Source organism: Nocardia sp. NPDC050630 (assembly GCF_044457245.1).
Lineage (GTDB): Bacteria > Actinomycetota > Actinomycetes > Mycobacteriales > Mycobacteriaceae > Nocardia.
Genome location: NZ_JBITGN010000001.1, coordinates 225377 through 246922 on the forward strand (window position 1 = coordinate 225377; position 21546 = coordinate 246922).

Here is a 21546-nt window from a genome sequence, read left to right on the forward strand (position 1 = left end):
GACAATTCATCAGCAGCGATGAGCGGCTCCGAGAGGGTGCCGGGTCGCGGTGATTCGAACGGATCGCGATGCCCTTTTTACCTGTTGTCAGAGTTTCGTTGCCGTAGTGCATATTTCTTCCGGGAGAGCGTTTCCGACACCATTTACCCAGTGGTGGCGGAAACGCTCCGCACAGTGAATGGGAGGCCCGCCCGATGACAGATATCGGGATTCGTCAGGTGACCGAAGCGCCGCCGGCCGGATTCGTCGGCACCCGGGTCCCCAGGGTCGAAGACCTCCGGTTGGTGACCGGCGCGGGCAGTTTCGTCGACGATGTGCATCGGCCGGGCATGCTGCACGCCTGCTTCGTGCGAAGTCCGATCCCGCGTGGTCGCATCGTCGGCATCGATACCGCGCGGGCCGCGGCGCTCGACGGAGTGTATGCCGTGTTCACGGCGGCCGACCTGAATCCGGAAGTGCACGAGTTCTCGTACTCGCTGGACGCCCCCGGACTGCCGCCGGTGCCGCGGCCGCCGCTGGCCGAGGACGAGGTGCGGTTCGTCGGTGATCCGGTCGCCCTGGTGGTCGCCATCGATCGGTATGTGGCCGAGGATGCGGTCGAGTTGGTGGTCGTCGATTACGAACCGCTCGAGCCGGTCGTCGACTACCGCACGGCACACGAAACCACCGAACTGGTGCATGCGCAGTGCCCGGGCAACCTAGCCGGCGCGCTGAGCGGTCGTCCCGCGGCAGAGCTCGACCCGATCTTCGATTCCGCCGCATATGTGGTGCGGCAGCGGATCTTTCAACAGGCGTACGCGCCCGTGCCGATAGAGACGCGGGGTTTGATCGCGCAATGGTTGGCTCCCAGCGGGGAGCTGACGGTCTGGGCATCCACCCAGGTGCCGCACGAGATCCGCGGCTTCTGCGCGCGACTGCTGGGCATCGCCGAACATTCGGTGCGGGTCATCATGCGCGATACCGGCGGCGGCTTCGGGCTCAAGGCCGCGCCGTTGCGGGAGGACGTCTGCATCGTGCTGGCCGCCCGCAAGCTGCCGGTGGCGCTGAAATGGATCGAGGATCGGCAGGAAAACCTGATGGCGGGCGGTATGGCCCGGCACGAGCACGGCGATGTCGGCATGGCCTTCGATGCGGACGGCACCATTCTCGCCGCCGCCATCGACTACGTGCAGAATGTCGGCGCGTATCCGACGCCGTCACCGCTGACAGCCGCCATCCCGGTCGGCATGCTGTTCCCGGGTCCGTACCGGGTGCCTGCCGCGACTTTCGATGTGCGGCTTATGTATTCGAACACCGTGGGGCGTGTCGCCTATCGCGGTCCCTGGCAGTTCGAGTCGGTGGCCCGTGAGGTGCTGTTGGATACCGCGGCGCGCCGGATGGAGATGGATCCGGTGGCGCTGAGACGACGCAATATGTTGCGCCAGGACGAATTTCCGATGTTCAACCCCAATGGCATGCCGTATTCCGATGTGTCGCCGTCCGAGACGTTCGAGCAGGCACTGGCCATGCTCGACTACGACGCCTTCCGCGATCAGCAGCGGCGCGCCCGGGCCGATGGACGCTATCTCGGCGTCGGCACCTGTACCTACCTCGAACCGACCACCGGCGGTACGCCGCTGCACAGCACCGAAGGCGCGACCATTCGGATCGAACCCTCCGGGAAGGTCAATGTATATGTGTCGGGCGGATCGTCGGGAAACAGTCTGGAGACCACCGTCGTTCAGCTGACCGCCGATGCGCTCGGTGTGGACATCGCCGATGTCCACACGATTCAAGGCGATACCGCACTGACACCGTTCGGCGGCGGCACCGGCGGCAGCCGGTCGGGTTCCATGCTGGCGGGCGCGATCGCGGAGACGGCCGCCGTACTGCGTGAGCGGATGGTGGCGATCGCCGCGCACAAACTGGGCGTGCCCATCGAGGATGTGGAGTTGACGCGCGGACAGGCGCGGGTCCGCGGCGTGCCCGATGCGGTGATGACGCTGGCCGAGATCGCCGACATCGCCTATTTCAACGGATACGACCTGCCGCCGGGAGTGCCTGCGGGGTTGGAGGCCAGCGGCCGATACCGGACGCCGCACATGATGATCTGGGCCAATGCGACCCATGTGTGCACCTGCGAGGTCGACATAGAAACGGGTGCGGTGACATTGCTGCGCTACATCGTCAGCGAGGACTGCGGGCCGATGATCAACCCGGATGTGGTGGAGGGCCAGATCTTCGGCGGCACGGTCCAGGGCATCGGCGGCGCGCTGTACGAGCACCTCGCCTATGACGACAGCGGGAATCCGATCAGCACAACCTTCATGGACTACCTGCTGCCAACCGCGACCGAGGTGCCGGTCATCGAGGTCGGACATGTCGAGACACCGAGTCCCGGTCCGGGCGGTTTCAAGGGGGTCGGCGAGGGCGGCGCGATCGGGTCCGCGCCCGCCGTGATCAATGCCGTGGTCGATGCCCTGGCACCGTTCGGTGTGGAGGTCGGCCCACTGCCGCTGTCGCCCGCGGCGATTGTGGCACTGGTCGACCGGGCGCGCGCCGAGGTAACCGGGACGGTGTCGGCATGAAACCCGCGCCGTTCGAATATCACGCGCCGGTCTCCGCCATGGCGGCCGTCGAGCTGCTCGCCGAACTCGGTGACGATGCGAAGCTCATCGCCGGTGGACAGAGTCTGGTGCCGATGCTGGCCTTGCGGTTGGCGGTCCCCGAGCATCTGGTCGACGTGCGTCGTATCGATCGACTGTGCGGTATCGAGCCGCGCGGGGAATCGGTGTGGATTGGGGCGGGCACCACCCACACCACGGTCGGCCGGTCCGCGGAGATCAACCGAGCGGTGCCGCTGCTGGCCCGGGCCACCCCGCTGATCGGTCATGCCCAGATCCGTAACCGCGGCACGATAGGCGGCTCGATCGCGCACGCCGATGCCGCGGCCGAATATCCGACGGTTGCGCTGGTGCTCGACGCGCACTTCGAGGCGGAGTCGCCGCGTGGGCGTCGCACCTTGTCCGCGTCGGACTTCTTCACCGGCATGTGGAGCACCGAACTGGCCGCCGACGAACTGCTGACCGGGATCGTCTTTCCGGCGTGGCACGGCCGGTGTGGTTTCGCGATCGAGGAATTCGCCCGCCGCAGCGGCGATTTCGCGTTGGCGGGCGCGGTCGTGGCCGTCGGCCTCGACGCCGACTCCCACATAGACCGGTGCGGTATCGGTCTTTTCGGACTCGGACCCACCCCGAGCAGGGCCACCGCCCTCGAGGCGGAACTGATCGGCCGGAACATCGCCGAAGTCGCTCCCGACGAGGTCGGTCATGCGGCAACGGAACCGTTGGACGCGGTGGCGTCCGATCTGCACGGCACGGCCGACTACCGCAAACGGGTCGGGGCGGTGATGGTGGCGCGCGCTTGGCGCCGCGCCGTTGAGGAGGCGAGCGATGACTGAGATCGATATCGAGGTGCGGGTCAACGGGCGGGGCCGGCGCCATCGGGTGCCACCTCGGCTGACGCTGGCCGACTACCTGCGCGAAATATGCGGGCTGACCGGAACCCACCTGGGCTGCGAGCACGGGGTGTGCGGTGCGTGCACGGTATTGCTGGACGGGCAGGCGGTGCGTGGCTGCCTGGTCCTGGCCGTGCAGGCCGACGGTGCGGAGGTGACGACCGTGGAGGGGATCGCATCGCCGGACGGCCGCCTGTCCCCGGTGCAGGCCGCTTTCCGTGACTGTCACGGACTCCAATGTGGTTTCTGTACACCGGGATTCATCACCAGCGTGACCGCATTCCTGCAGGAAAGTCCAGATCCATCCGATGACGAGATCCGAGAGGCATTGTCGGGCAATGTCTGTCGGTGCACGGGATATCAGGGGATTGTGAAAGCCGTTCGTGCGGCCGCGGAATCGATCGCGAAGGAGTCCGCATGAAGTTCGAGAACACCTTCAGCATTCCAGCCCCCGCCGTACAAGCCTGGCGGGTGCTGCTCGACCTCGAGCGGATCGCCCCGTGCGTCCCCGGAGCCACCATCACCGGGCGCGACGGCGACGATTACCGCGGCAAGATCAAGGTCAAACTCGGGCCGGTCACCCTGTCCTATAGCGGCACCATCAAGATCGCCGCGCAGGACGAGGCGGCCGGGATCGCCGTGCTCGAGGGCGGCGGGCGAGAGGCGCGCGGCAACGGCACCGCGAAGGCGACGATCACCTGCCGACTCGTCGAAAGTGGAGGCGTGACAGAGGTTTTCGTCGATACCGACCTCGCCGTCACGGGTAAACCGGCCCAATTCGGCCGAGGCGCGCTCGCCGAGGTCGCCGGCACGCTCATCGCAACGTTCGCCACCAATCTCGCGGCCGAGATCACCGCGGGGAAACCCAGCGAGCCCGAATCCGCTTCGGCTGATGGGCAAGTCGAGCACAGTGCCGAATCGAGGGGTGTCGCCGAGCCTGGTGTGTCCGCCGCACCGATCGATCTGCTCGCCGCCAGCGGAATGAGCGGTGCGGCTCGCTACGGCGCGATCGCCCTCGCCGCCGTGCTGCTGACAGTTCTGCTGTTGCTGCGCCGTCGGCACCGGGCCGGCGGCTATGAATCCAGGGAGTGATACCGATGACCGGACGAGTAGAGGGCAAGGTCGCCTTCATCACGGGTGCCGCACGCGGCCAAGGTCGCAGCCATGCCGTGAAACTGGCGCAGGAAGGCGCCGACATCATCGCCGTCGATGTCTGTAAGCAGCTCGACGGTGTCACCATTCCGATGTCGACACCGGACGACCTGGCCGAAACGGTCGCGCTGGTCGAGGCGACCGGCCGGCGCATCATCGCCGTCGAGGCCGATGTGCGCGATCTGGAGACCATGCAGGCCGTGGTCGACGACGGCGTCGCGCAACTCGGTCGCCTCGACATCGTGGTGGCCAATGCCGGGTTGGCCAGCGATGGCGATGCGATGGACAAGATGAGCGAACAGACCTGGCGCGACATGATCGACGTCAATATGACCGGCGTCTGGATGACCACCCGAGTCTCGGTGCCGCATATCGTGGCGGGCGGTCGCGGCGGGTCGATCGTGCTCACCAGCTCGATCGGCGGCCTGCGCGCCGTCCCGAATATCGGCCACTACGCCGCTGCCAAGCACGGTGTCATCGGCATCATGCGCTCGCTGGCAATGGAGTTGGGAGACAAGAGCATTCGCGTGAACGCGATCTGCCCTACGAACGTGGCGACGCCGATGCTGCTGAACGAGCCCACCTTCCGCATGTTCCGACCGGATCTGGAGAATCCGACCGTCGACGACTTCATCCCGGTCGCGCAGATGTTCCACGTGCTGCCGATCGCCTGGGTGGAGCCGGAAGATATCAGCAACGCGGTGCTGTTCCTTGCTTCCGAGGACGCCCGTTATATCACCGGGGTGGCATTACCGGTCGACGGCGGCATGATGCTGAAGTAGGGCAGGCCATGGACTCCACCGTACGGTTGTCCGTCATCCAGCGGTGGGCGCTGATACTGTCCTGTGCGGCTGTGGCGCTTATCGTCGCGTCGATGGCCGCGCTCTACACCGCATTGCCCGAGATTGCCTCGGCCACCGGCGCCACCCAGCAGCAGCTGACCTGGATCGTCGATGGCTACACCCTCGCGCTGGCCTGTCTGGTATTGCCCGGCGGCGCATTAGGGGACCGGTACGGACGCCGCAGGATGCTGCTCACCGGTCTGGCGGTGTTCGCGCTCTTCTCCGCTGTGCCGCTGCTGTTGGACGGTCCGATATGGCTGATCGCGGCTCGTTCGGCGGCCGGGGTCGGCGCCGCGCTGGTGATGCCGTCGACGCTGTCGCTGCTCACCGCCGGATTGCCGGAGAGTAGGCGCGGCGTCGCCGTCGGGATGTGGGCCGGTTCCGTGGGTATGGGCGCGGTGGGCGGAATCCTCGTGTCCGGTGTGCTGCTGCAGTTCTGGACCTGGCTTTCGATCATGGCGGCGATGAGCGCATCCAGCACGCTGCTTGCCGTCACCGGATGCGTCATCCCCGAATCCATCGCATCGGCACCGCCCGGTTTCGACCCGTGGGGCACGCTGACTTCGGCAATCGGCGTCGGCCTGATCGTGGCGGCGGCGACCGAGACGCCTCAGCTCGGCTGGTCGCATCCGCTGGTGATCGGTGCCGCCGTCGGCGGCATCCTATCGATAGGAGCATTCGCGCTGATCGAATTGCGGACGGCGGCGCCGCTGCTCGACGTCCGGCTGTTCGCCGACCGTCGATTCGGCACCGGGACCGCCTCCGTCGCCATTCAATTCCTGGTTTCGTTCGGCATGTTCATGCTCGTCGTGCAGTTCCTGCAATTGATTCTCGGCTACCGGCCGCTCATCTCGGCACTGGCCATGGCGCCGATGATGATTCCGTTCGTGACCATCTCGCCGATCTCGCCGTGGCTCGCCGAACGATTCGGTTTGCGCCTGCAAATCTTCTGCGGCCTCGCACTGCTGGGCATCGGGCTCCTGGCGGTCGCCCGCTTGTCGGTCGATGGCACCTATTTCGATGTCGTCTGGCCGCTGCTGATCGTCAGTCTGGGCATCAGCCTGTCGGCGGCACCTGCCACGACCGCGATCACGGCGGGTGTACCTGCCGACCAACACGGCGTCGCGGCAGCCGTGAACGACGTATCGCGCGAGGTCGGCGCCTCGATCGGAATAGCCTTGGCCGGAAGCATTCTCGCGGCGGGCTACGGCCACCAGATCGCGACGATCCTGCCGATGCTCCCGCAACAGATACGCGGTCCGGTCTCCGGCTCACTCGTCGGCGCACTGGCCGTGGCCGAGCATCTCGGCCCGCAAGCGCAACCCCTCGCCGACGCGGCCAAGGCCGCATTCGTCCACGGCGTCCGCCAAGCAGCGGCGATCCTCGGCGCACTGACCTTGGTCGCCGCAGTTGCCATCGGCCTATTGGCTCCGGGGCGGCGCCGTGGCCGAACACCACCCACCGCCACCACGAGTTCTCCTCAGGCGGCCGAACCCGACTAGCCCCGACTGTGCTGCAGCGGCAGACCGAGTGAGTCGAGCTGCCGCAGGAGCGCGGTACGGACCTCGACGCTCATCAGCAAAGCGGCCGCCGACCCCGAACCTCGGCCTCGTGCCCCACTCCCGATCGAGCGAATGAGCCACGGCCAAGGACTTACCGGATGACCGCAGGGCTCGCTACGCCGACCTCGACGCGGACTCGATCCTGATAGAAACCGATGTGTCCGCTCAATATCGCGACCTCCGGATAGGGCTCGGCGTATTCCCAGGCGATCGGATCCGGACCACCGACCGGACGCCAGTACCGCGCCGTGCCCTTGAACGGACAGCGCGAGGTCTGCTCGTGGGGGACGAGCAGGTCGAAGCGCACATCGGATGCGGGCAGATAGCACACGATGCCGTGATCCTGTTCCGCGACAAGTAGACTCGCGATCGACTCGGCGACTATCCGGTCGCCGTGGGTGACACGCACCAGATTACGGATGCGCCGGATATCGACACGATAATCCGGCCGATCGATATAGCCCGATGGCTCCACGAGGTCTCCTGTGGGTCAGAGCAGGGTTTCGGGGGTCGTAGCGCGTGGTTCGAGGCCGCGCACCATCGCGTGCACGCTGTATGAGGCGACTACGGTCCCGTCTCCGGTATGAACCCGGCCTTCGCTCTGGGCGTGGCCACGCCCGGCGTAGGTGACGCGGGTGGCGTATAGCAGCCACTGGGTCACGTCGACATCATCGTGGAAGGTGATGGTGGCCATGGTGATTCCGGTCGAGATCGACCGATGCGCCATCGCTTCACCGAAACCCGCGTGCGGGCGCAGCGCGGCGGCCACCGTCCAATGGGTACTGGACTGGGTCAGCAGCGCGGCATGCAGATAGTCCTGCTCCGGTGCGTCACGGAATCGCGTCCAGACGAACAACTCCGGCGGGCCGACCCGATTCGGATCCGGGTCGTAGGCGTCGTCGATTACCCGCATATCGCGGCCGTCCACCGCGGCGCCCGGAATCGCGAGTGGGCGCAGCCGGGCAGGCGGGTCTACCCGGGGCATCGGGGCCGCCGAGCGGATCAGGTCGGGCGCACCCGCATCGAGCAGCACGATCCCCGCGCAGCGCGGCGCATCGTGCTGGCGAATGGTGACCTGCGCGGTGGTGAAGGTGCGCCCGGACCGCAGCACGTCGACCTCGATATCGAGCGGAGCTGTATGCGCGGCCGCGCGCGAGAAGATCATCGATGCCGAGGTAACGCGCTGATGCGGCACATGTTTGGCCGCTGCCACTACCGCGTCGCCGAGCATTTGTCCGGCTTCGACTACATCGCGGGCCGTCGGACCGTGGGCCGGGGCCAGGTATCGGCCAACGGCGCGCGGCTGGACATCCATCAGGCGCTGTAGTTCCGCCTGTGTCCATGCAGGTGCCGCGATGCCTGCCCGCATATCGCTGCTCAGCATATGGCTCTCACTCTGTGGCCGCTCGGAAGATATGGGAGCAGCTCGATTTCGGGCTCGACGCCGAACGAAGGCAATGCCATAGCCACCACTGCGTAGGCGCCGACGATGAGTACTACGTCCAAGCGGTATTTCGTCGGATCGCCGCGGCGCGGTGGCCTAGGTAGTTCCGGACGCAACGACGGCGAGAGCTATGGATAGTTCTCCTTCTCAATTCGAGAATATCATTCTCGCTAGTCGGGATCGCCCTTAGGATGACGAAAACGATGCGGTTCGTATCGCCAACGACAGCGGGCACGGCCTCGGGCTACGCCGGGATCTGTGGACCCAGCGGTGACCTAGGCTTGCGGCATGAGAAAGGCGGTCGACTGGTCGTGGCTACGCAAACCGATCCCGGTTGTCGATATGGCCATGTACCTGGACATGCCCGAAGACGTAGCGCGGACCGTGGAAATCCGTGACGGCATGATCCTGCACCGTGAATCCCCGTCGCCGAACCATGTGGCGATCAGCGACAACATCAAGGGAGCGCTGCGCGAGGCGGTGTCCAAGCGTCCCAGCGAGGCGCCATGCATGCGGGCAAGCGGCGAACTCGACATGCTGGTTTCCGAGGTGCCCTTCCATTACAAGCGGCCCGATGCGATCGTGCACCGCTGCATCGATGAGCCCCGTGGCAGATGGAAGACCAAGCCGATGGCATCGGACACTTTATTCCCATCCGCACGGCGCAGCGACGAGGCGCCTGAGCAGTCTGCGGAAAACGAAGTATCACTACACAATTCGCAAACGAAAGCACTCACCTCGGTGCCTACCAGATATGCGCCGGGCCGGTAGGGTCGGTTCAATGGAGTGGAGTTTTCGGTCGGCCGAACAGCTCGCGGCCGCGTTGCGTGCCGGTGAAGTGACCTCGGCGGAATTGACCGAGGAGGCGATCGCGCGGATCGAGCGGGACGACAAGCCGATCAATGCGATCTGTGTGCCGGACTTCGAACGGGCGCGTGCCGCCGCGCGCGATGCTGACCAGGCGCGTGCTCACGGCGAGGACCGGCCGCTGCTCGGTATTCCGGTGACGGTCAAAGAGTCCTACAACATGGCAGGGCTGCCCACGACCTGGGGGATGCCGCAGTTTGCGAACTATCTGCCCGCTGAGGACGCGGTGGCGGTGGCGCGGTTGAAGGCCGCGGGCGCGGTGATTCTCGGCAAGACGAATGTGCCGTTCATGCTGCAAGATTGGCAGAGCTTCAACGAGATCTACGGCACCACCAATAACCCATGGGATCACGGTCGCACGTCGGGCGGATCCTCCGGCGGATCAGCGGCGGCGCTGGCATCGGGATTCGGCGCGCTGTCCATCGGCTCCGACCTCGCGGGTTCACTGCGCAACCCGGCGCATTTCTGCGGCGTCTACGCGCATAAGCCGTCATTCGGGCTGGTCGCGAGTCGCGGTATGGTCCCGCCGCCCGCACCAGCGCTGCCGTCCGAGGGCGACCTCGGCGTCTGCGGTCCGATGGCGCGCACTGCCCGCGACCTCACATTGCTGCTGGAGGTGATCTCCGGGCCGGACCCGCTGACGCTCGGCGTCGCCTACGACTTGACGCTGCCGCCCGCGCGCCATGAGCGGCTCTCCGATTTCCGTGTCCTGGTACTCGACGACCATCCGCTCATTCCGACCGGGTCCGCGGTGCGGGCCGCGCTGAACCGAGTCGCCGACGCGCTCGTCGACGGCGGCGCCCGCGTCGAACCGCACAGTCCGCTACTGCCCGATCTGACCGAAGCCGCGACGGTCTACGCGCACTTGATGTTTTCGAACTTCGCCGCACGTTTTCCTGCCGAGGCATACGAGCAGCTGGTGACCCGTGCTGCTGGGCTGAGCACCGACGACCACGGTCTCGACGCTGCGCGGCTGCGCGGCGTGGTCTCGAGCCACCGCGATTGGATCGAGGCGAACCTCCGCCGCGAACTGCACCGCCAGGCCTGGCGGCAACTCTTCGCCGAGTTCGATGCCGTGGTGTCTCCGATCACCCCGACTCCCGCGTTCCCACACGACCACAACCGTGGGGAACGTCGGATCGACATCGACGGCGCCGAGTACCCGTACATCGACCAGCCCGTCTGGGCCGGTCTGGCGACCATGCCCGGACTGCCTGCAACCGCCATACCGGCGGGCCGATCCCCCGAGGGCCTGCCGGTGGGCGTGCAACTCATCGGTCCGATGTTCGAGGACCGCACCCCACTGCGGTTGGCCGAACTGCTCGAGCAGGAAATCGGTGGGTTCGAGGCACCGGAATAGGCCGCACACCGTCGAATCCTGGTCGGTTCGCCAGTGCGTAACGGCAGCGCTCACAGTTCGACGGCCGGTACGGCAGCGCTCACTGTCCGGCGGCCGGTACGGCAATACCACAGCATTGTCGAACACCGCCGGGCGCAGCAGTTCAGCCGAAGCGCGCTCAGATCCATTCCGGCACAAGGAATTTATCGAGGCGGAGGGGAGCCGACGGAACAATCCGGCGGTCTGACGGTGGTTTGCTCCCTCCGAAACGCGCTGCCGCGTTATGGGTTTCGCGGTCTACGCAGTCCCAGTATCCGGCGGCCGATATCGAGCAGCTGTTGGTGCAGAGTCTGCTGGTCGATGTTGTTCGGTGCGCCGGACGCAGCGCCAGCCAGACCGGTCAGCACCGCGGTTGCCGCGATGACACCCGCCGGTCCCGAGGTGGGTTCTGCCAGTAGTGCGACAGGGCGGTCGATCACTTCGCGCCAGTCTGCTTGCTCACGCACCACGCGAATGACGCTGGGATCGGTGGTCACCACGGCGGCGATCGATCGGCTCGCCGCGACGAGTTCGGCGTAACCGTTCAGCATCGACTCGGCGCGGGCGCGGGCGGTGCGCTGCTGTTCGGCGGTCTCGATCACCGACCGGAGTTGTTGCAGCAGTGGCTGTAACACGGCGAGGAGTAGTTGCTCGCGGGTGCGGAAGTGGTAGTAGATCGCGGCCTTGGTGAAGCCCAGTTCGTCGGCGATCATTTGCAGCGAGGTCCCGGCAAAACTGTGGCGGATGAAAAGTGCCACCGCCGCGTCGATCAGGCGCTGCCGACTGTCGGCTTCGCGCGCGACAACATCTGCCCTGGTCATGCCAACCTTTCCGCTGAGCTCATCGTGGTGCATACGACTGTACTTGACGATCGGCAAGGGGCTTACTTTACGAACGGCTAGCAATCTACTTTACGAACGGCTAGCATTCACCCGTGTCAGCGGCCCATTGGTCGCGGTATTCGATAGGACGGGAGCTGCAGATGCCGCATTTCGCGAAGCCCGCGGAAGGGTCGTGGACGGAGCACTATCCAGAGCTGGGCACGGGACTGGTGTCATTCGAGGATTCGGTCTCGCCGGAGCACTACGAGCTCGAGCGTGCGGCGATCTTCGCGCGGACCTGGCTGAATGTCGGCCGGGTGGAACAGGTTTCGCGCACGGGTAGCTACTTCACCAAAGAGCTTGCGGTGGTGAACACCTCGCTGGTCATCGTCAAGGACAATGACCAGCAGATCCGCGCATTCCACAACATCTGCCGCCATCGCGGCAACAAGCTGGTCTGGGACGACTATCCGGGCCAGGAGACTGCCGGTACCTGCCGACAGTTCACGTGCAAGTACCACGCCTGGCGCTACAACCTCGCGGGCGAGGCCACCTTCGTGCAGCAGGAGCAGGAGTTCTTCGACTTCGACAAGAGCCGGTTCGGCCTGAAGTCGGTGCGCTGCGAAGTATGGGAGGGCTTCATCTTCGTCAACCTCGATGACGAGGCGGCGCCGCTGACCGACTATCTCGGCAAGTTCGCCGCGGGGCTGGCGGGCTATCCGTTCGCGGAGATGACCGAGGTGTACAAGTATCGCGCCGAGGTCGGTAGCAATTGGAAGCTCTACATCGACGCCTTCGCCGAGTTCTACCACGCACCGATCCTGCATGCGAAGCAGTACGTGTCCGGGGAGTCGCAGAAGCTGTCGAACTTCGGGTTCGAGGCGCTGCACTACGAACTGGACGGGCCGCACGGCATGGTGTCCTCGTGGGGTGGGATGGCCCCGCCCAAGGATCTGAATATGGTCAAGCCGATCGAAAGGGCATTGCGCAGCGGCAATTTCGGCCCCTGGGATCGCCCGGACATTCCCGCGCTGGACAATCTGCCGCCCGGCCTGAATCCGGCCCGGCACCGGGCCTGGGGGCTGGACTCCTACGTCTTCTTCCCGAATTTCATGGTCGTCGTGTGGGCACCCGGCTGGTACCTGACGTATCACTACTGGCCGACCGCCTACAACAAGCACATCTTCGAGGGCACCTGCTATTTCGCCCCGGCGCGCAATGCCACCGATCGGTTGCGACAGGAACTGGCCGCCCTCACGTTCAAGGAATTCGGCCTGCAGGACTGCAATACCCTCGAGGCCACCCAGACCACGCTCGAATCACGGGTGATCACCGAGTTCCCGCTCAATGACCAGGAGATCCTCTTGCGGCACCTGCACAAGCAGGCCGCCGACTTCGTGGCGGGATACCGGGCGAAGTCATGATCGCTCGACCAACCGGTCGCGCAGCGAGGTGAGCGTCGAGGGCGATAATCCGGCCCGGGTACGCAGGTAGCCCTCGATACTTCCGTGTTTCTTCCGAAGTGCGGTGAGCATGGCGACCATCGCCAGGCGGGGCGCACCGAACACCGCGCGGTAGCGCGCGGGGTCGACATCTTCGGGCAGGCGGGCGAGCAGGCGGGGCAGGCGCCGCTCGGTGAAGTGGATGGCACTGAGTTCGTAGTCGTCGAGAATTGTCGTCTCGTCGACGCCGAGCGCTGCCAGCAGTAATGCGGCAGCGACACCGGTGCGGTCCTTGCCCGCGGTGCAATGGATGAGGGCTGGCGTACCTTGCGCATCGGCTAAGTCGGTGAGGATCCGCCCGAATATCTCCGCGTCGAAATCGACCATACGGCGGTACATTTCGGCGAGGAAGTCATCGGGAATTTCGGCGGGTCGGGTGCGGATCAGCTCGGCATTGGCCCGGGTGTGGGCGGCGGTGCCGCCGATGGTGAGCGGTATCCGACGCACGGTCGCGGGCAGCGCGGAGGGGGAGCGGTCGCGCTCTTCGTCGGTGCGCAGGTCGTAGGCGACCAGCAGTCCGAGGCGCTCGACGATGGCGAGATCATCAATGCTGAGCCGGTGCGGAGCGTCGGACCGATAGACCATTCCCCAGCGTGTGTAGCCGCCGTCGACGGTCGGATAGCCGCCGAGATCGCGGAAGTTCGTCGCCCCTTGCAGGGTGAGGACACGCTCGGGCATTTGCGCCCACTCCTAATTCCGAGAATACTCTTCTTGTGGGTGAGAATAGCCTTACGCGTCCCGAGGTGGATGTGGTGGGCCGCATCGCAGCGCGGGCGCTCGCCAAGCGGGAGGCGACCTATGCCGATGAGGTGCGCCGCCTGCTCGATGCCGCGCTGGCTGTCATTCGCGCCAGCGGAACCGCGTCGCGACCGCGCGTAGCCGATATCGTCGCGGCCGCCGGTCTATCCAACGATGCCTTCTACCGGCACTTTCCATCGAAGGACGCACTCATCTCCGCCCTGATCGAGGATGGCGCCGAGCGTCTGGTGCGCTATGCCGACCGGCGCATGCGCACGGCCGATACACCGGAGGGCCAGGTACGCCGCTGGGTCGAGGCGGTGCTGTCCCAGGCGGCCGATGCCACGGCGACGTTGACCAGGGCGGTGCTGTGGAATGCCGGTGGATCGGCCCCGGATATCGATGCCGGCTCGCCCACGCCGAGCGGTCGGCTCGCCACACTGCTGTACCGCGCATTCGCCGACATGGGCAGCCAGGACCCGGAATTCGATGCCGGGCTCGTCGCACACGCGACCGTCGGCAGTCTGACCGATTTCCTCTGGCGCCGGGTGGAGCCGACCGCCGCCGATATCGATCGCACGACCGCCTTCTGTCTGCGCGCGATCACCCGGATCAACTCTGGAGATAGCGCAGCGGAGCGTAATTTGCCCAACCGGTTTCCGGCCAGTTGAACCAGCCCGCCGATGCCGAGGTGCCACCGTCGGGGTGCAGGGTGGTGCCGGTGAGGTAGGCCGAAAGGGCCGAGGCGAGGAAGACCACGCAATTCGACACATCGGTGGCCTGACCGGGCCGCCCCAGTGGGATGGCGACCCGAGCCCCCGTCGGATCGGACATGGCACCGTCGCCATGTGAGAACCTGGCCAGGTTCGGCGTCGGCACGAAATCCGGGGCCACATTGTTGACCCGGATCCGGTCCGGTGCGAGTTCGACGGCGAGGGTGCGGCCGAACTGTTCGACGGCCGCTTTTGCGGCGGAGTAGACCGCGAAACCCGGTGCGGCACGGTGTGCTTCGATGGTGGTGATATTGACGATGCTGCCGCCGCGGCCACCGGCCCGCATCCGCGGCACCGCCAGTGCGCAGGCGTGGAAGACATGCAGCAGATTGGTGCGCAGTAACGCGTCCCAACCCTTCGGCGCGGTGTCGGTGAAAGGCGCACGGAAGGTGCCGCCGACGACATTGACAAGTGTGTCGAGCCGTCCCCAGCGCTCGTCGACGGCGGCGAACAGCGCCGTCAGCGTATCGGGATCGCGGGCGTCACCGACCTGCACCAGGGCGTCGCGGTCGGCGATGGCGTGCCGCAGGGACTCGGCGGCTTCGGCATCGAGATCGAGGACCGCGGGTCGGACACCATTGGCGACCAGATCCCGAACGATCGCCTGCCCGAGACCGCCTGCGCCACCGGTGATCACGGCGACGGTGCCGTCGAGCCCGCCGCGTTGTTCGAACCAACCCATCACTCATCGACCCCTTTCGACCTTGTTGAACGGCACGTCACGGTCGGCGGCGGATTCGCGGGGCATACCGAGCACACGTTCGCTGATGATATTGCGGGCCATTTCGGTGCTGCCGCCCGCGAGGCTCCAGGCATTGCGGAACAGATAGTCGATGCCGACTTGGCCGATTCCGGGGCCGTCCGGATCGCCGGTCACCGCCGCCGCGCCCGCGATCGTGATGGCGGAATCGGTTTGCAGCAGGGCATTTTCGGCGCTGAACAGGCGGACGATGGATCCGGCCGCAGGCGGCAGCGCGCCGGTGCCGATGGCCTGGGAGACATGGGCGATGAGCTGGTTACGGACCACGATCATGGCCCTGGCCGCCCCTATATCCTCACGCACCCGCGGATCGTCCAGTTGGCAGGTCGCGCGCGCCAGGTCGACAAGTGTGGTTGCTTCCGCGCCGAGATGCGGGCGCTGGCCGCTGGTGTACGGCGAGGTGCCGCCCATGGCGGCCCGTTCGTGCATCAGCAGCCGCGATGCCGCCGCCCAGCCGCCACCCATTTCGCCGATTACGGCGTCGGCAGGGAGCCGGACATCGTCGAAGAACTCCTGGCAGAACTCGGTCGATCCGGTGACCTGTTTGATCCGCTGAATGGTGACCCCCGGCGTGGCGACCGGGACCAGGAACAGCGCGAGCCCATTGTGTTTCGGCACATCCCAATCGGTGCGGGCCAGGCACAGTCCGTAGTCGGCGGCATACGCCCCCGAACTCCAGATCTTGGAGCCGTTGAGAATCCACTCCGCACCGTCGCGATCGGCGCGAGTGATCAGCCCCGCCAGATCCGAGCCGCCGAGCGGTTCGGACAGGAACTGGGCCAGAATCTCTTCGCCGCACAGCACCGCTGGCAGATGTGCGCGCTTCTGCTCCGCGGTGCCCAACTCGAGCAGGGTAGCCGCGCAGATCGCGAGCGTCGGCACATTCAGCACCAGCGGCATTTCGTAGCCGAGCGACTCCTCGGTGAAGGCCTGCTGGTGGGCGGGGGTGAGTCCTTGGCCGCCATACGCTTTCGGGAAACAGATACCGGCGAAGCCGCCGTCGAAGAGGATGCGCTGCAGTTCGCGCGCGCGATTCCACACCCCGTCGTGGTCCGCGCCGGCGTAGGTCTGTGTTGCGGGCGGGAGGTTCTCCTTCAGCCAGCGGCGGGCGCGGTCGCGGAAGCTGTCGACTGGTTCGAGATCGGTGCTCACGCGGCACCCCGGACGAGTAGGTCGGTGATGCGGCGGTGATGTTCCTGCGCGGTGCCGTACAGGGCTCGACCATAGGTGACGCGGCGTAGGAACAGATGCAGGTCGTGTTCCCAAGTGACGCCGATGCCGCCATGGATCTGCACGCAGTCCTGGACGATCACCGGCGCTTTCGTACCGATATACGATTTGGCGACGCTGACGAATTCGGCTGCCGTGGAAGGGTTTTCGTCGATGGCAACCGCTGCCGCGCGGGCGGTCGCGTGGCAGGCCTCCAACCAGGTCTTGTTATCGGCCATGCGATGTTTGAGTGCCTGATTCGAGGCCAGTGGGCGGCCGAAGGTGTAGCGGTCGAACATCCAGGTCATGGTCGTGTCGAAGGTGCGCCGGGTGGCCCCGACCGATTCCGCCGCGGCCAGTGCGGCGGCGACGTGCAGTTGCGATTGCGTTGCCGTACTGGCGGTTTCGCCCTTGTGGACCACGGCCTCGGCATCGATGAGAACATTCGCGAACTCGACCCGGGCGGTATGACGCACGAGGTCGAGCGTCCATGTCGGGGTGACCGTGACGCCGGGGGTATCGGCGCGCACCAGAACCTGGATCGGCCCGTCGGAGCCGTGTGCCGTGACGAGGAACAGGTCGGCGCGGTCACCGGCTTCGACGCGGTCCTTCACTCCGGTGAGCCGGTAGCCGGTGCCGTCGGGCTCGGCGCGGGTGCCAGGTGCGCTGAGGTCCAAACCGTGGCCTGGCTCGTAGAGTGCCCAAGCGGCGATGGTGCCGCCACTGACGACCTCGGCGATCACATCGGCGAACCGATCGCCCGCGGGCGCCAGTCCGGCGAGTACGGCGCTGGTGGGGATCAACGGGCCGGGGGCGCAAGTGCGACCGAATTCCTCGGCCACCAGCGCGAGTTCGGTCATCGGCTGGCCGGAAACCGAGCCGCCGCCGAGACTTTCGGGCACCAGCATCGCCGTCCAACCCAATGCCGCACCCCGGCGCCACCACTGGTCATCGAAACCCGTTGTGGTATCAGCCAGTTCGCGAACCGTTTCGATCGGGACGGTGCGGTCGAGGAACTCGCGGGTCGTCGTCTGGAACAACCGCTGATCGCCGGTCGGTTCGACACTCATGAATTTCGGTCCTCCGAATCAACCGCTGAGCACCTGCTCACCGGGCTGAGACGCGCTGATCGGAAACCGCGCGCCGCCGTCTCCTATTTGACGGTCTCCCGTACCGATGTGAGAATCAGATTCAACAGTTATTGAGAGTAGCATTCTCGCGTGCCGGATCGGTAGGCCGCGGGAGCGCGCGGTGGCGAAGGGAGCCATCAGTGGTGAACGACTTCGAGGAGATGGATTTCTTTCTCGGGCGGGAGCTCATAGCGGATCCGTATCCGTACTTCGACGCCATGCGCGCGCAGTGCCCGGTGGCGCGCGAGAAGCACCACGGTGTGTACATGGTGACCGGCTACGACGAGGCGCTCGAGGTGCTCAACGACACCGAGCACTTCTCCTCCTGCACCTCGGTGACCGGCCCGTTCCCCGGCTTCCCGGTGCCGCTGGAGGGCGATATCGATGCGCTGATCGCCGAGCACCGCGACAAACTGCCGTTCAGCGACCAGCTGCCTACCCTGGACCCGCCGGTACACACTCAGCACCGCGGACTGCTGATGCGGCTGATCACCCCCAAGCGCCTCAAGGAGAACGAGGACGCGATGTGGGCGCTCGCGGACCGGATGCTCGACAGCTACCTCGCACCCGGTCGCGGCGACTTCATCCGCGACTTCGCCGGTCCGTTCACGCTGTACGTCATCGCCGATCTGCTCGGTGTGCCCGAAGCCGACCAGGAGGACTTCCTACAGGCATTGCAGCGCGACCCGCACCGGGAGGGCTCGACTCTCGGCAGCACCAAGGGTGAATCCATGCACCACAACCCGATCGAATTCCTCTACGGCAAGTTCGCCGACTACATCGAGGACCGTCGCCGCGAACCGCGCGGTGATGTGCTCGGCAGCATGGCGGCCACGATGTTCCCGGATGGCTCGGAACCCACGGTGCTCGATGTCGTTCGGGTGGCCGCGAACCTGTTCTCGGCCGGTCAGGAGACGACCGTTCGACTGCTCAGCGCCGCGCTGAAACTACTCGCCGAAAAGCCCGAACTGCAGCGGTGGCTGCGCGAGGACCGTTCGCGCATACCGAATTTCCTCGAGGAGGTGCTGCGCATGGAGAGCCCGGTCAAGGGTGACTTCCGCTTGTCACGGGTGCCGGTGAGCGTCGGCGGGGTCGACGTGCCCGCCGGTAGCACCCTCATGGTCGTGAACAGCGGCGCCAACCGCGATCCGCGCCGTTTCGACGACCCTTCCACCTTCGATCCCGAACGCTCGAATGCCCGGACCCACATCGCCTTCGGCCGTGGTATCCACACCTGCCCGGGCGCGCCGCTGGCCAGGGCCGAGGGGCGGGTGGCCATCGAGCGGCTGCTGGACCGCACGACCGATATCCGCATCGACGAAGCGGTGCACGGCGCCGCCGACGCGCGCGAGTACGTGTACGTGCCGACCTTTGTCCTGCGCGGGCTGACCGCGCTGCATCTGGAATTCGATATCGCGGAGGGTGGTACCCGATGAAGGTCTCGGTCGATTCCGACCGCTGCCGCGGACACGGTGTGTGCCTGTCGTTGTGTCCGGAGGTGTTCGTCCTGAACGACGACGGCTATGCCGAGGTGCGGACTCCCGAAGTTCCGGCCGACCACGCCAGTGCCGTGCTGGTGGCGGTGTCGGCGTGTCCGGAGCATGCCATCACCGCGAGTTGATCGGCGCGACGCAGTCAGCTGACCGGCATCTCGAGGAAGAGCGCTATTCCATGGCCGAGAATCATAGTGCCGAGCCAGGCGATCCCGTGGCGTCCGACATCGGTGTGCGGACCACTGCGGCACCGATGACGCCCGGTTGGCACGCCGGTCGGGCACCGGATCGCCCGGCGATCGTGATGGCTTCCAGCGGTGCGGTGGTGACCTATGCACAGCTGGAGCAGCGGTCCATCCGGTTCGCCAGGGCACTGCGTGCGCGCGGGCTGGCGGTCGGCGACCACATCGCGATTCTCATGGAGAACAATCGCCCATTTCTCGAGATCGCATGGGCGGCGCAGCGCTGCGGTTTGTACTACACCGCGATCAATCGGCATCTGAAAGCCGGTGAGGTGCAGTACATCCTGGACGATTGCGGCGCCACCGCGCTGGTGACCAGCGAGTCGATGGCCGAGGTGGTGGCCGAACTCGACCTGTCCGCCATCCCGGTCCGGATCGTGGCGGTGGGGCAGCTGGTCGGTTTCGAGCAGTACCAGGATGTGCTGACGGCGACATCGCCGCAGCCGCTCGGCTCCGACGAATGCGAGGGCCGGGAGATGCTGTACTCCTCGGGAACGACCGGGCAGCCCAAGGGTGTTCGCAAACCGCTGCCGGCCGCTCCGCTCGGCGATCCGGACTCGGCGCCGGTGCAGATCGCGCGAGGCCTGCTGGTGAGCGGTGCCAGCGAGGATGCGGTGTATCTGTCGCCCGCACCGCTGTATCACGGTGCGCCGCTGGTGTTCTCGATGTCGTGGCAGCGAATCGGCGCGACCGTGATCGTCATGGAACGCTTCGACCCTCGGCAATGTCTGGAGCTGATCGAGCGTTATCGGGTCACCCATACGCAGATGGTGCCGACCATGTTCGTGCGCCTGCTGCGACTGCCGAAGGCTGAACGCGAACGCTATGACATCTCCAGTCTGGTGGATGTGGTGCATTCGGCGGCGCCGTGCCCGGTGCCGGTGAAGCGGCAGATGTTGCAGTGGTGGGGACCGATCATCGGCGAGTACTACTCGGGTACCGAGGATGTCGGCAACACCTACATCAGTGCCGAGGAGTGGCTGGCACATCCGGGTTCGGTGGGCAGACCGGCGCAGGAGTGTCACATTGTCGGCACGGATGGCGAGGAGTTGCCGGTCGGCAGAGTCGGGGTGGTGTATTTCGGTGGGGGACGGCCGTTCGAGTACCACCATGACGCAGCGAAAACCGCCTCGGTGACCCATCCGAAGGGCTGGCGCACCCTCGGCGACATGGGCTATCTCGATGCCGACGGCTACCTGTATCTGACCGATCGACAAGCGCACATGATCATCTCCGGCGGCGTCAATATCTACCCGCAAGAGGCCGAGGACATCCTCGCCGCGCACCCCGCGGTCGCCGATGTCGCCGTGCTCGGCGTACCGGACGAGGAAATGGGCGAGGCCGTGAAAGCCATTGTCCAACTGGTCGATCCGCCCGTAGCCGGTGCCGAACTCGCGTCCGACCTGATCGCCTACTGCCGCGCGGAACTAGCCGCCTACAAATGCCCACGCACAGTCGACTTCGTCACCGAATTGCCCCGTGACCCCAGCGGCAAACTCTACAAACGCCACCTACGCGCCCAATACTGGCAAGGCCACAACACGTTGGTCAACTGACCGACCTACCCGGCACGCGTCCACTCGCCGCGCGGCGATCAAGATCAAGTGGAGCTGGTGGGGGGCCTACTCTGCCGATGCCGCCATGGTTTCCACCTGATCTTGATCGCTGGGGGCTGGAGTGGGGGCGCGCCAGGTCCGGCCGTGTAGGCGCTCGATGGCGCTGTTGAAGCGGGTTAGGTAGTGGGCGAATTCGGCGCGGTCCTCGGCGGTCCAATCCTGGGTTACCGCGGCCAGTACGTCGATGATGGCAGCGCGCTCCTGGTCGAGGCGCTCACCGCCGGCTGTGGTGACGCGGAACTTGCGTGCGATGCCGCCTTCCGGATCGGGAATGCGTTCGACGAGTCCGGTGCGCAGCAGTGTCGCGGTCTGCCGATGCAGCGTTGAAACATCCAGTCCCAGGGCGTCACTGAGCTGGCGTAGCGACATCGGGCCCTGGATCCGCAGTCGGCTCAGTAGCAGATACGAGCTGCGCTCGAGCTGGTCGTCGGTGCGCCGGTGCTGCGGGCTCAGTCGGTAGTGGCCGAGTAGCAAGGTCTCGAACTCGATCAGTTGTATGCGCTTGTCCATGCCTTCCTTCC

Annotated in this window: 21 protein-coding genes; 13 read left to right on the forward strand and 8 right to left on the reverse strand. The window is 66.0% G+C overall.

Annotated features, from left to right (window positions below):
- Nucleotides 1-194: 194 nt before the first annotated feature.
- The 6 genes from ACIBG0_RS00820 to ACIBG0_RS00845 are packed head-to-tail and all read left to right on the forward strand — an operon-like array spanning nucleotide 195 to nucleotide 6992.
- On the forward strand, nucleotides 195-2567 hold the full coding sequence (locus ACIBG0_RS00820; RefSeq protein ID WP_397028005.1) for a xanthine dehydrogenase family protein molybdopterin-binding subunit: 2373 nt from the start codon (nucleotides 195-197) through the stop codon (nucleotides 2565-2567).
- Nucleotides 2564-3439, forward strand: a complete 876-nt coding sequence (locus ACIBG0_RS00825; protein ID WP_397028007.1) for an FAD binding domain-containing protein — start codon at nucleotides 2564-2566, stop codon at nucleotides 3437-3439. Before ACIBG0_RS00820 ends, ACIBG0_RS00825 begins: the two co-directional genes overlap by 4 nt.
- Entirely contained in the window at nucleotides 3432-3917 is a 486-nt protein-coding gene (locus ACIBG0_RS00830; RefSeq protein WP_397028009.1) for a (2Fe-2S)-binding protein, read from the forward strand. The genes ACIBG0_RS00825 and ACIBG0_RS00830 overlap by 8 nt, the downstream gene beginning before the upstream one ends.
- Nucleotides 3914-4588, forward strand: a complete 675-nt coding sequence (locus ACIBG0_RS00835) for an SRPBCC family protein (RefSeq protein WP_397028011.1) — start codon at nucleotides 3914-3916, stop codon at nucleotides 4586-4588. The genes ACIBG0_RS00830 and ACIBG0_RS00835 overlap by 4 nt, the downstream gene beginning before the upstream one ends.
- Nucleotides 4589-4593: 5 nt before the next feature.
- The gene (locus ACIBG0_RS00840) at nucleotides 4594-5430 is read left to right on the forward strand and encodes a mycofactocin-coupled SDR family oxidoreductase (protein ID WP_397028013.1); all 837 of its coding nucleotides are present in this window, start codon (nucleotides 4594-4596) and stop codon (nucleotides 5428-5430) included.
- A gap of 8 nt (nucleotides 5431-5438) precedes the next feature.
- A complete protein-coding gene (locus ACIBG0_RS00845) occupies nucleotides 5439-6992 on the forward strand; it encodes an MFS transporter (RefSeq protein WP_397028014.1) in 1554 nt (517 codons plus the stop codon).
- Nucleotides 6993-7143: 151 nt separating this feature from the next.
- Here the strand turns inward: ACIBG0_RS00845 and ACIBG0_RS00850 are convergent, their stop codons facing one another.
- Both ACIBG0_RS00850 and ACIBG0_RS00855 read right to left on the reverse strand, forming a co-directional pair.
- On the reverse strand, nucleotides 7144-7527 hold the full coding sequence (locus ACIBG0_RS00850; protein WP_397028015.1) for a DUF427 domain-containing protein: 384 nt from the start codon (nucleotides 7525-7527) through the stop codon (nucleotides 7144-7146).
- A 15-nt stretch (nucleotides 7528-7542) separates the two neighbouring features.
- Nucleotides 7543-8436: an acyl-CoA thioesterase gene (locus tag ACIBG0_RS00855; protein ID WP_397028016.1), complete on the reverse strand. Its 894-nt coding sequence runs from the start codon at nucleotides 8434-8436 to the stop codon at nucleotides 7543-7545.
- 348 nt (nucleotides 8437-8784) lie between these two features.
- On the opposite strand from ACIBG0_RS00855, the gene ACIBG0_RS00860 reads away from it, so the two are divergent.
- A complete protein-coding gene (locus tag ACIBG0_RS00860; RefSeq protein WP_397028018.1) occupies nucleotides 8785-9267 on the forward strand; it encodes a hypothetical protein in 483 nt (160 codons plus the stop codon).
- 10 nt (nucleotides 9268-9277) lie between these two features.
- On the forward strand, nucleotides 9278-10723 hold the full coding sequence (locus ACIBG0_RS00865) for an amidase (RefSeq protein ID WP_397028020.1): 1446 nt from the start codon (nucleotides 9278-9280) through the stop codon (nucleotides 10721-10723).
- Nucleotides 10724-10983: 260 nt separating this feature from the next.
- Here the strand turns inward: ACIBG0_RS00865 and ACIBG0_RS00870 are convergent, their stop codons facing one another.
- On the reverse strand, nucleotides 10984-11562 hold the full coding sequence (locus ACIBG0_RS00870; RefSeq protein WP_397028021.1) for a TetR/AcrR family transcriptional regulator: 579 nt from the start codon (nucleotides 11560-11562) through the stop codon (nucleotides 10984-10986).
- A 161-nt stretch (nucleotides 11563-11723) separates the two neighbouring features.
- On the opposite strand from ACIBG0_RS00870, the gene ACIBG0_RS00875 reads away from it, so the two are divergent.
- The gene (locus ACIBG0_RS00875; RefSeq protein WP_397030139.1) at nucleotides 11724-12986 is read left to right on the forward strand and encodes an aromatic ring-hydroxylating dioxygenase subunit alpha; all 1263 of its coding nucleotides are present in this window, start codon (nucleotides 11724-11726) and stop codon (nucleotides 12984-12986) included.
- Here ACIBG0_RS00875 and ACIBG0_RS00880 read toward each other — a convergent pair.
- Entirely contained in the window at nucleotides 12981-13742 is a 762-nt protein-coding gene (locus tag ACIBG0_RS00880; RefSeq protein WP_397028023.1) for a tyrosine-protein phosphatase, read from the reverse strand. The two genes, ACIBG0_RS00875 and ACIBG0_RS00880, sit on opposite strands and share 6 nt — an antisense overlap.
- A gap of 35 nt (nucleotides 13743-13777) precedes the next feature.
- Here ACIBG0_RS00880 and ACIBG0_RS00885 point away from each other — a divergent pair, with 35 nt between their 5' ends.
- Complete coding sequence (locus ACIBG0_RS00885) at nucleotides 13778-14473, forward strand: TetR/AcrR family transcriptional regulator (RefSeq protein ID WP_397028025.1); 696 nt, start codon at nucleotides 13778-13780, stop codon at nucleotides 14471-14473.
- On the opposite strand, the gene ACIBG0_RS00890 is transcribed toward ACIBG0_RS00885, so the two are convergent.
- From ACIBG0_RS00890 to ACIBG0_RS00900, 3 genes are read right to left on the reverse strand one after another with little or no spacing between them, the layout of a single operon-like run.
- Nucleotides 14415-15257: an SDR family NAD(P)-dependent oxidoreductase gene (locus ACIBG0_RS00890; protein WP_397028027.1), complete on the reverse strand. Its 843-nt coding sequence runs from the start codon at nucleotides 15255-15257 to the stop codon at nucleotides 14415-14417. The genes ACIBG0_RS00885 and ACIBG0_RS00890 overlap by 59 nt on opposite strands.
- Before the next feature lie 3 nt (nucleotides 15258-15260).
- Nucleotides 15261-16487: an acyl-CoA dehydrogenase family protein gene (locus tag ACIBG0_RS00895; RefSeq protein WP_397028029.1), complete on the reverse strand. Its 1227-nt coding sequence runs from the start codon at nucleotides 16485-16487 to the stop codon at nucleotides 15261-15263.
- On the reverse strand, nucleotides 16484-17614 hold the full coding sequence (locus ACIBG0_RS00900; RefSeq protein ID WP_397028031.1) for an acyl-CoA dehydrogenase family protein: 1131 nt from the start codon (nucleotides 17612-17614) through the stop codon (nucleotides 16484-16486). The genes ACIBG0_RS00895 and ACIBG0_RS00900 overlap by 4 nt, the downstream gene beginning before the upstream one ends.
- A 200-nt stretch (nucleotides 17615-17814) precedes the next feature.
- Here ACIBG0_RS00900 and ACIBG0_RS00905 point away from each other — a divergent pair, with 200 nt between their 5' ends.
- From ACIBG0_RS00905 to ACIBG0_RS00915, 3 genes are all read left to right on the forward strand, one after another.
- Entirely contained in the window at nucleotides 17815-19110 is a 1296-nt protein-coding gene (locus ACIBG0_RS00905; protein ID WP_397028033.1) for a cytochrome P450, read from the forward strand.
- Nucleotides 19107-19295 carry a ferredoxin gene (locus ACIBG0_RS00910; protein WP_397028035.1) on the forward strand — a complete coding sequence of 63 codons (189 nt, stop codon included), beginning with the start codon at nucleotides 19107-19109 and terminating at the stop codon, nucleotides 19293-19295. Before ACIBG0_RS00905 ends, ACIBG0_RS00910 begins: the two co-directional genes overlap by 4 nt.
- A 125-nt stretch (nucleotides 19296-19420) precedes the next feature.
- Nucleotides 19421-20965 (forward strand): acyl-CoA synthetase, encoded by a 1545-nt coding sequence (locus ACIBG0_RS00915; RefSeq protein ID WP_397030141.1) that lies wholly within the window; start codon nucleotides 19421-19423, stop codon nucleotides 20963-20965.
- Nucleotides 20966-21031: 66 nt separating this feature from the next.
- Here ACIBG0_RS00915 and ACIBG0_RS00920 read toward each other — a convergent pair whose 3' ends face one another.
- On the reverse strand, nucleotides 21032-21535 hold the full coding sequence (locus tag ACIBG0_RS00920) for a MarR family winged helix-turn-helix transcriptional regulator (protein ID WP_397028036.1): 504 nt from the start codon (nucleotides 21533-21535) through the stop codon (nucleotides 21032-21034).
- Nucleotides 21536-21546 lie beyond the last annotated feature (11 nt).

Excerpts from the sequence above, each read along its gene's own strand:
- ACIBG0_RS00820 (WP_397028005.1), top strand. The coding sequence starts at position 195 with ATGACAGATATCGGGATTCGTCAGGTGACCGAAGCGCCGCCGGCCGGA.
- ACIBG0_RS00825 (WP_397028007.1), top strand. The coding sequence starts at position 2,564 with ATGAAACCCGCGCCGTTCGAATATCACGCGCCGGTCTCCGCCATGGCG.
- ACIBG0_RS00830 (WP_397028009.1), top strand. The coding sequence starts at position 3,432 with ATGACTGAGATCGATATCGAGGTGCGGGTCAACGGGCGGGGCCGGCGC.
- ACIBG0_RS00835 (WP_397028011.1), top strand. The coding sequence starts at position 3,914 with ATGAAGTTCGAGAACACCTTCAGCATTCCAGCCCCCGCCGTACAAGCC.
- ACIBG0_RS00840 (WP_397028013.1), top strand. The coding sequence starts at position 4,594 with ATGACCGGACGAGTAGAGGGCAAGGTCGCCTTCATCACGGGTGCCGCA.
- ACIBG0_RS00845 (WP_397028014.1), top strand. The coding sequence starts at position 5,439 with ATGGACTCCACCGTACGGTTGTCCGTCATCCAGCGGTGGGCGCTGATA.
- ACIBG0_RS00855 (WP_397028016.1), bottom strand. The coding sequence starts at position 8,436 with ATGCTGAGCAGCGATATGCGGGCAGGCATCGCGGCACCTGCATGGACA.
- ACIBG0_RS00860 (WP_397028018.1), top strand. The coding sequence starts at position 8,785 with ATGAGAAAGGCGGTCGACTGGTCGTGGCTACGCAAACCGATCCCGGTT.
- ACIBG0_RS00865 (WP_397028020.1), top strand. The coding sequence starts at position 9,278 with ATGGAGTGGAGTTTTCGGTCGGCCGAACAGCTCGCGGCCGCGTTGCGT.
- ACIBG0_RS00870 (WP_397028021.1), bottom strand. The coding sequence starts at position 11,562 with ATGACCAGGGCAGATGTTGTCGCGCGCGAAGCCGACAGTCGGCAGCGC.
- ACIBG0_RS00875 (WP_397030139.1), top strand. The coding sequence starts at position 11,724 with ATGCCGCATTTCGCGAAGCCCGCGGAAGGGTCGTGGACGGAGCACTAT.
- ACIBG0_RS00880 (WP_397028023.1), bottom strand. The coding sequence starts at position 13,742 with ATGCCCGAGCGTGTCCTCACCCTGCAAGGGGCGACGAACTTCCGCGAT.
- ACIBG0_RS00890 (WP_397028027.1), bottom strand. The coding sequence starts at position 15,257 with ATGGGTTGGTTCGAACAACGCGGCGGGCTCGACGGCACCGTCGCCGTG.
- ACIBG0_RS00900 (WP_397028031.1), bottom strand. The coding sequence starts at position 17,614 with ATGAGTGTCGAACCGACCGGCGATCAGCGGTTGTTCCAGACGACGACC.
- ACIBG0_RS00910 (WP_397028035.1), top strand. The coding sequence starts at position 19,107 with ATGAAGGTCTCGGTCGATTCCGACCGCTGCCGCGGACACGGTGTGTGC.
- ACIBG0_RS00915 (WP_397030141.1), top strand. The coding sequence starts at position 19,421 with ATGACGCCCGGTTGGCACGCCGGTCGGGCACCGGATCGCCCGGCGATC.
- ACIBG0_RS00920 (WP_397028036.1), bottom strand. The coding sequence starts at position 21,535 with ATGGACAAGCGCATACAACTGATCGAGTTCGAGACCTTGCTACTCGGC.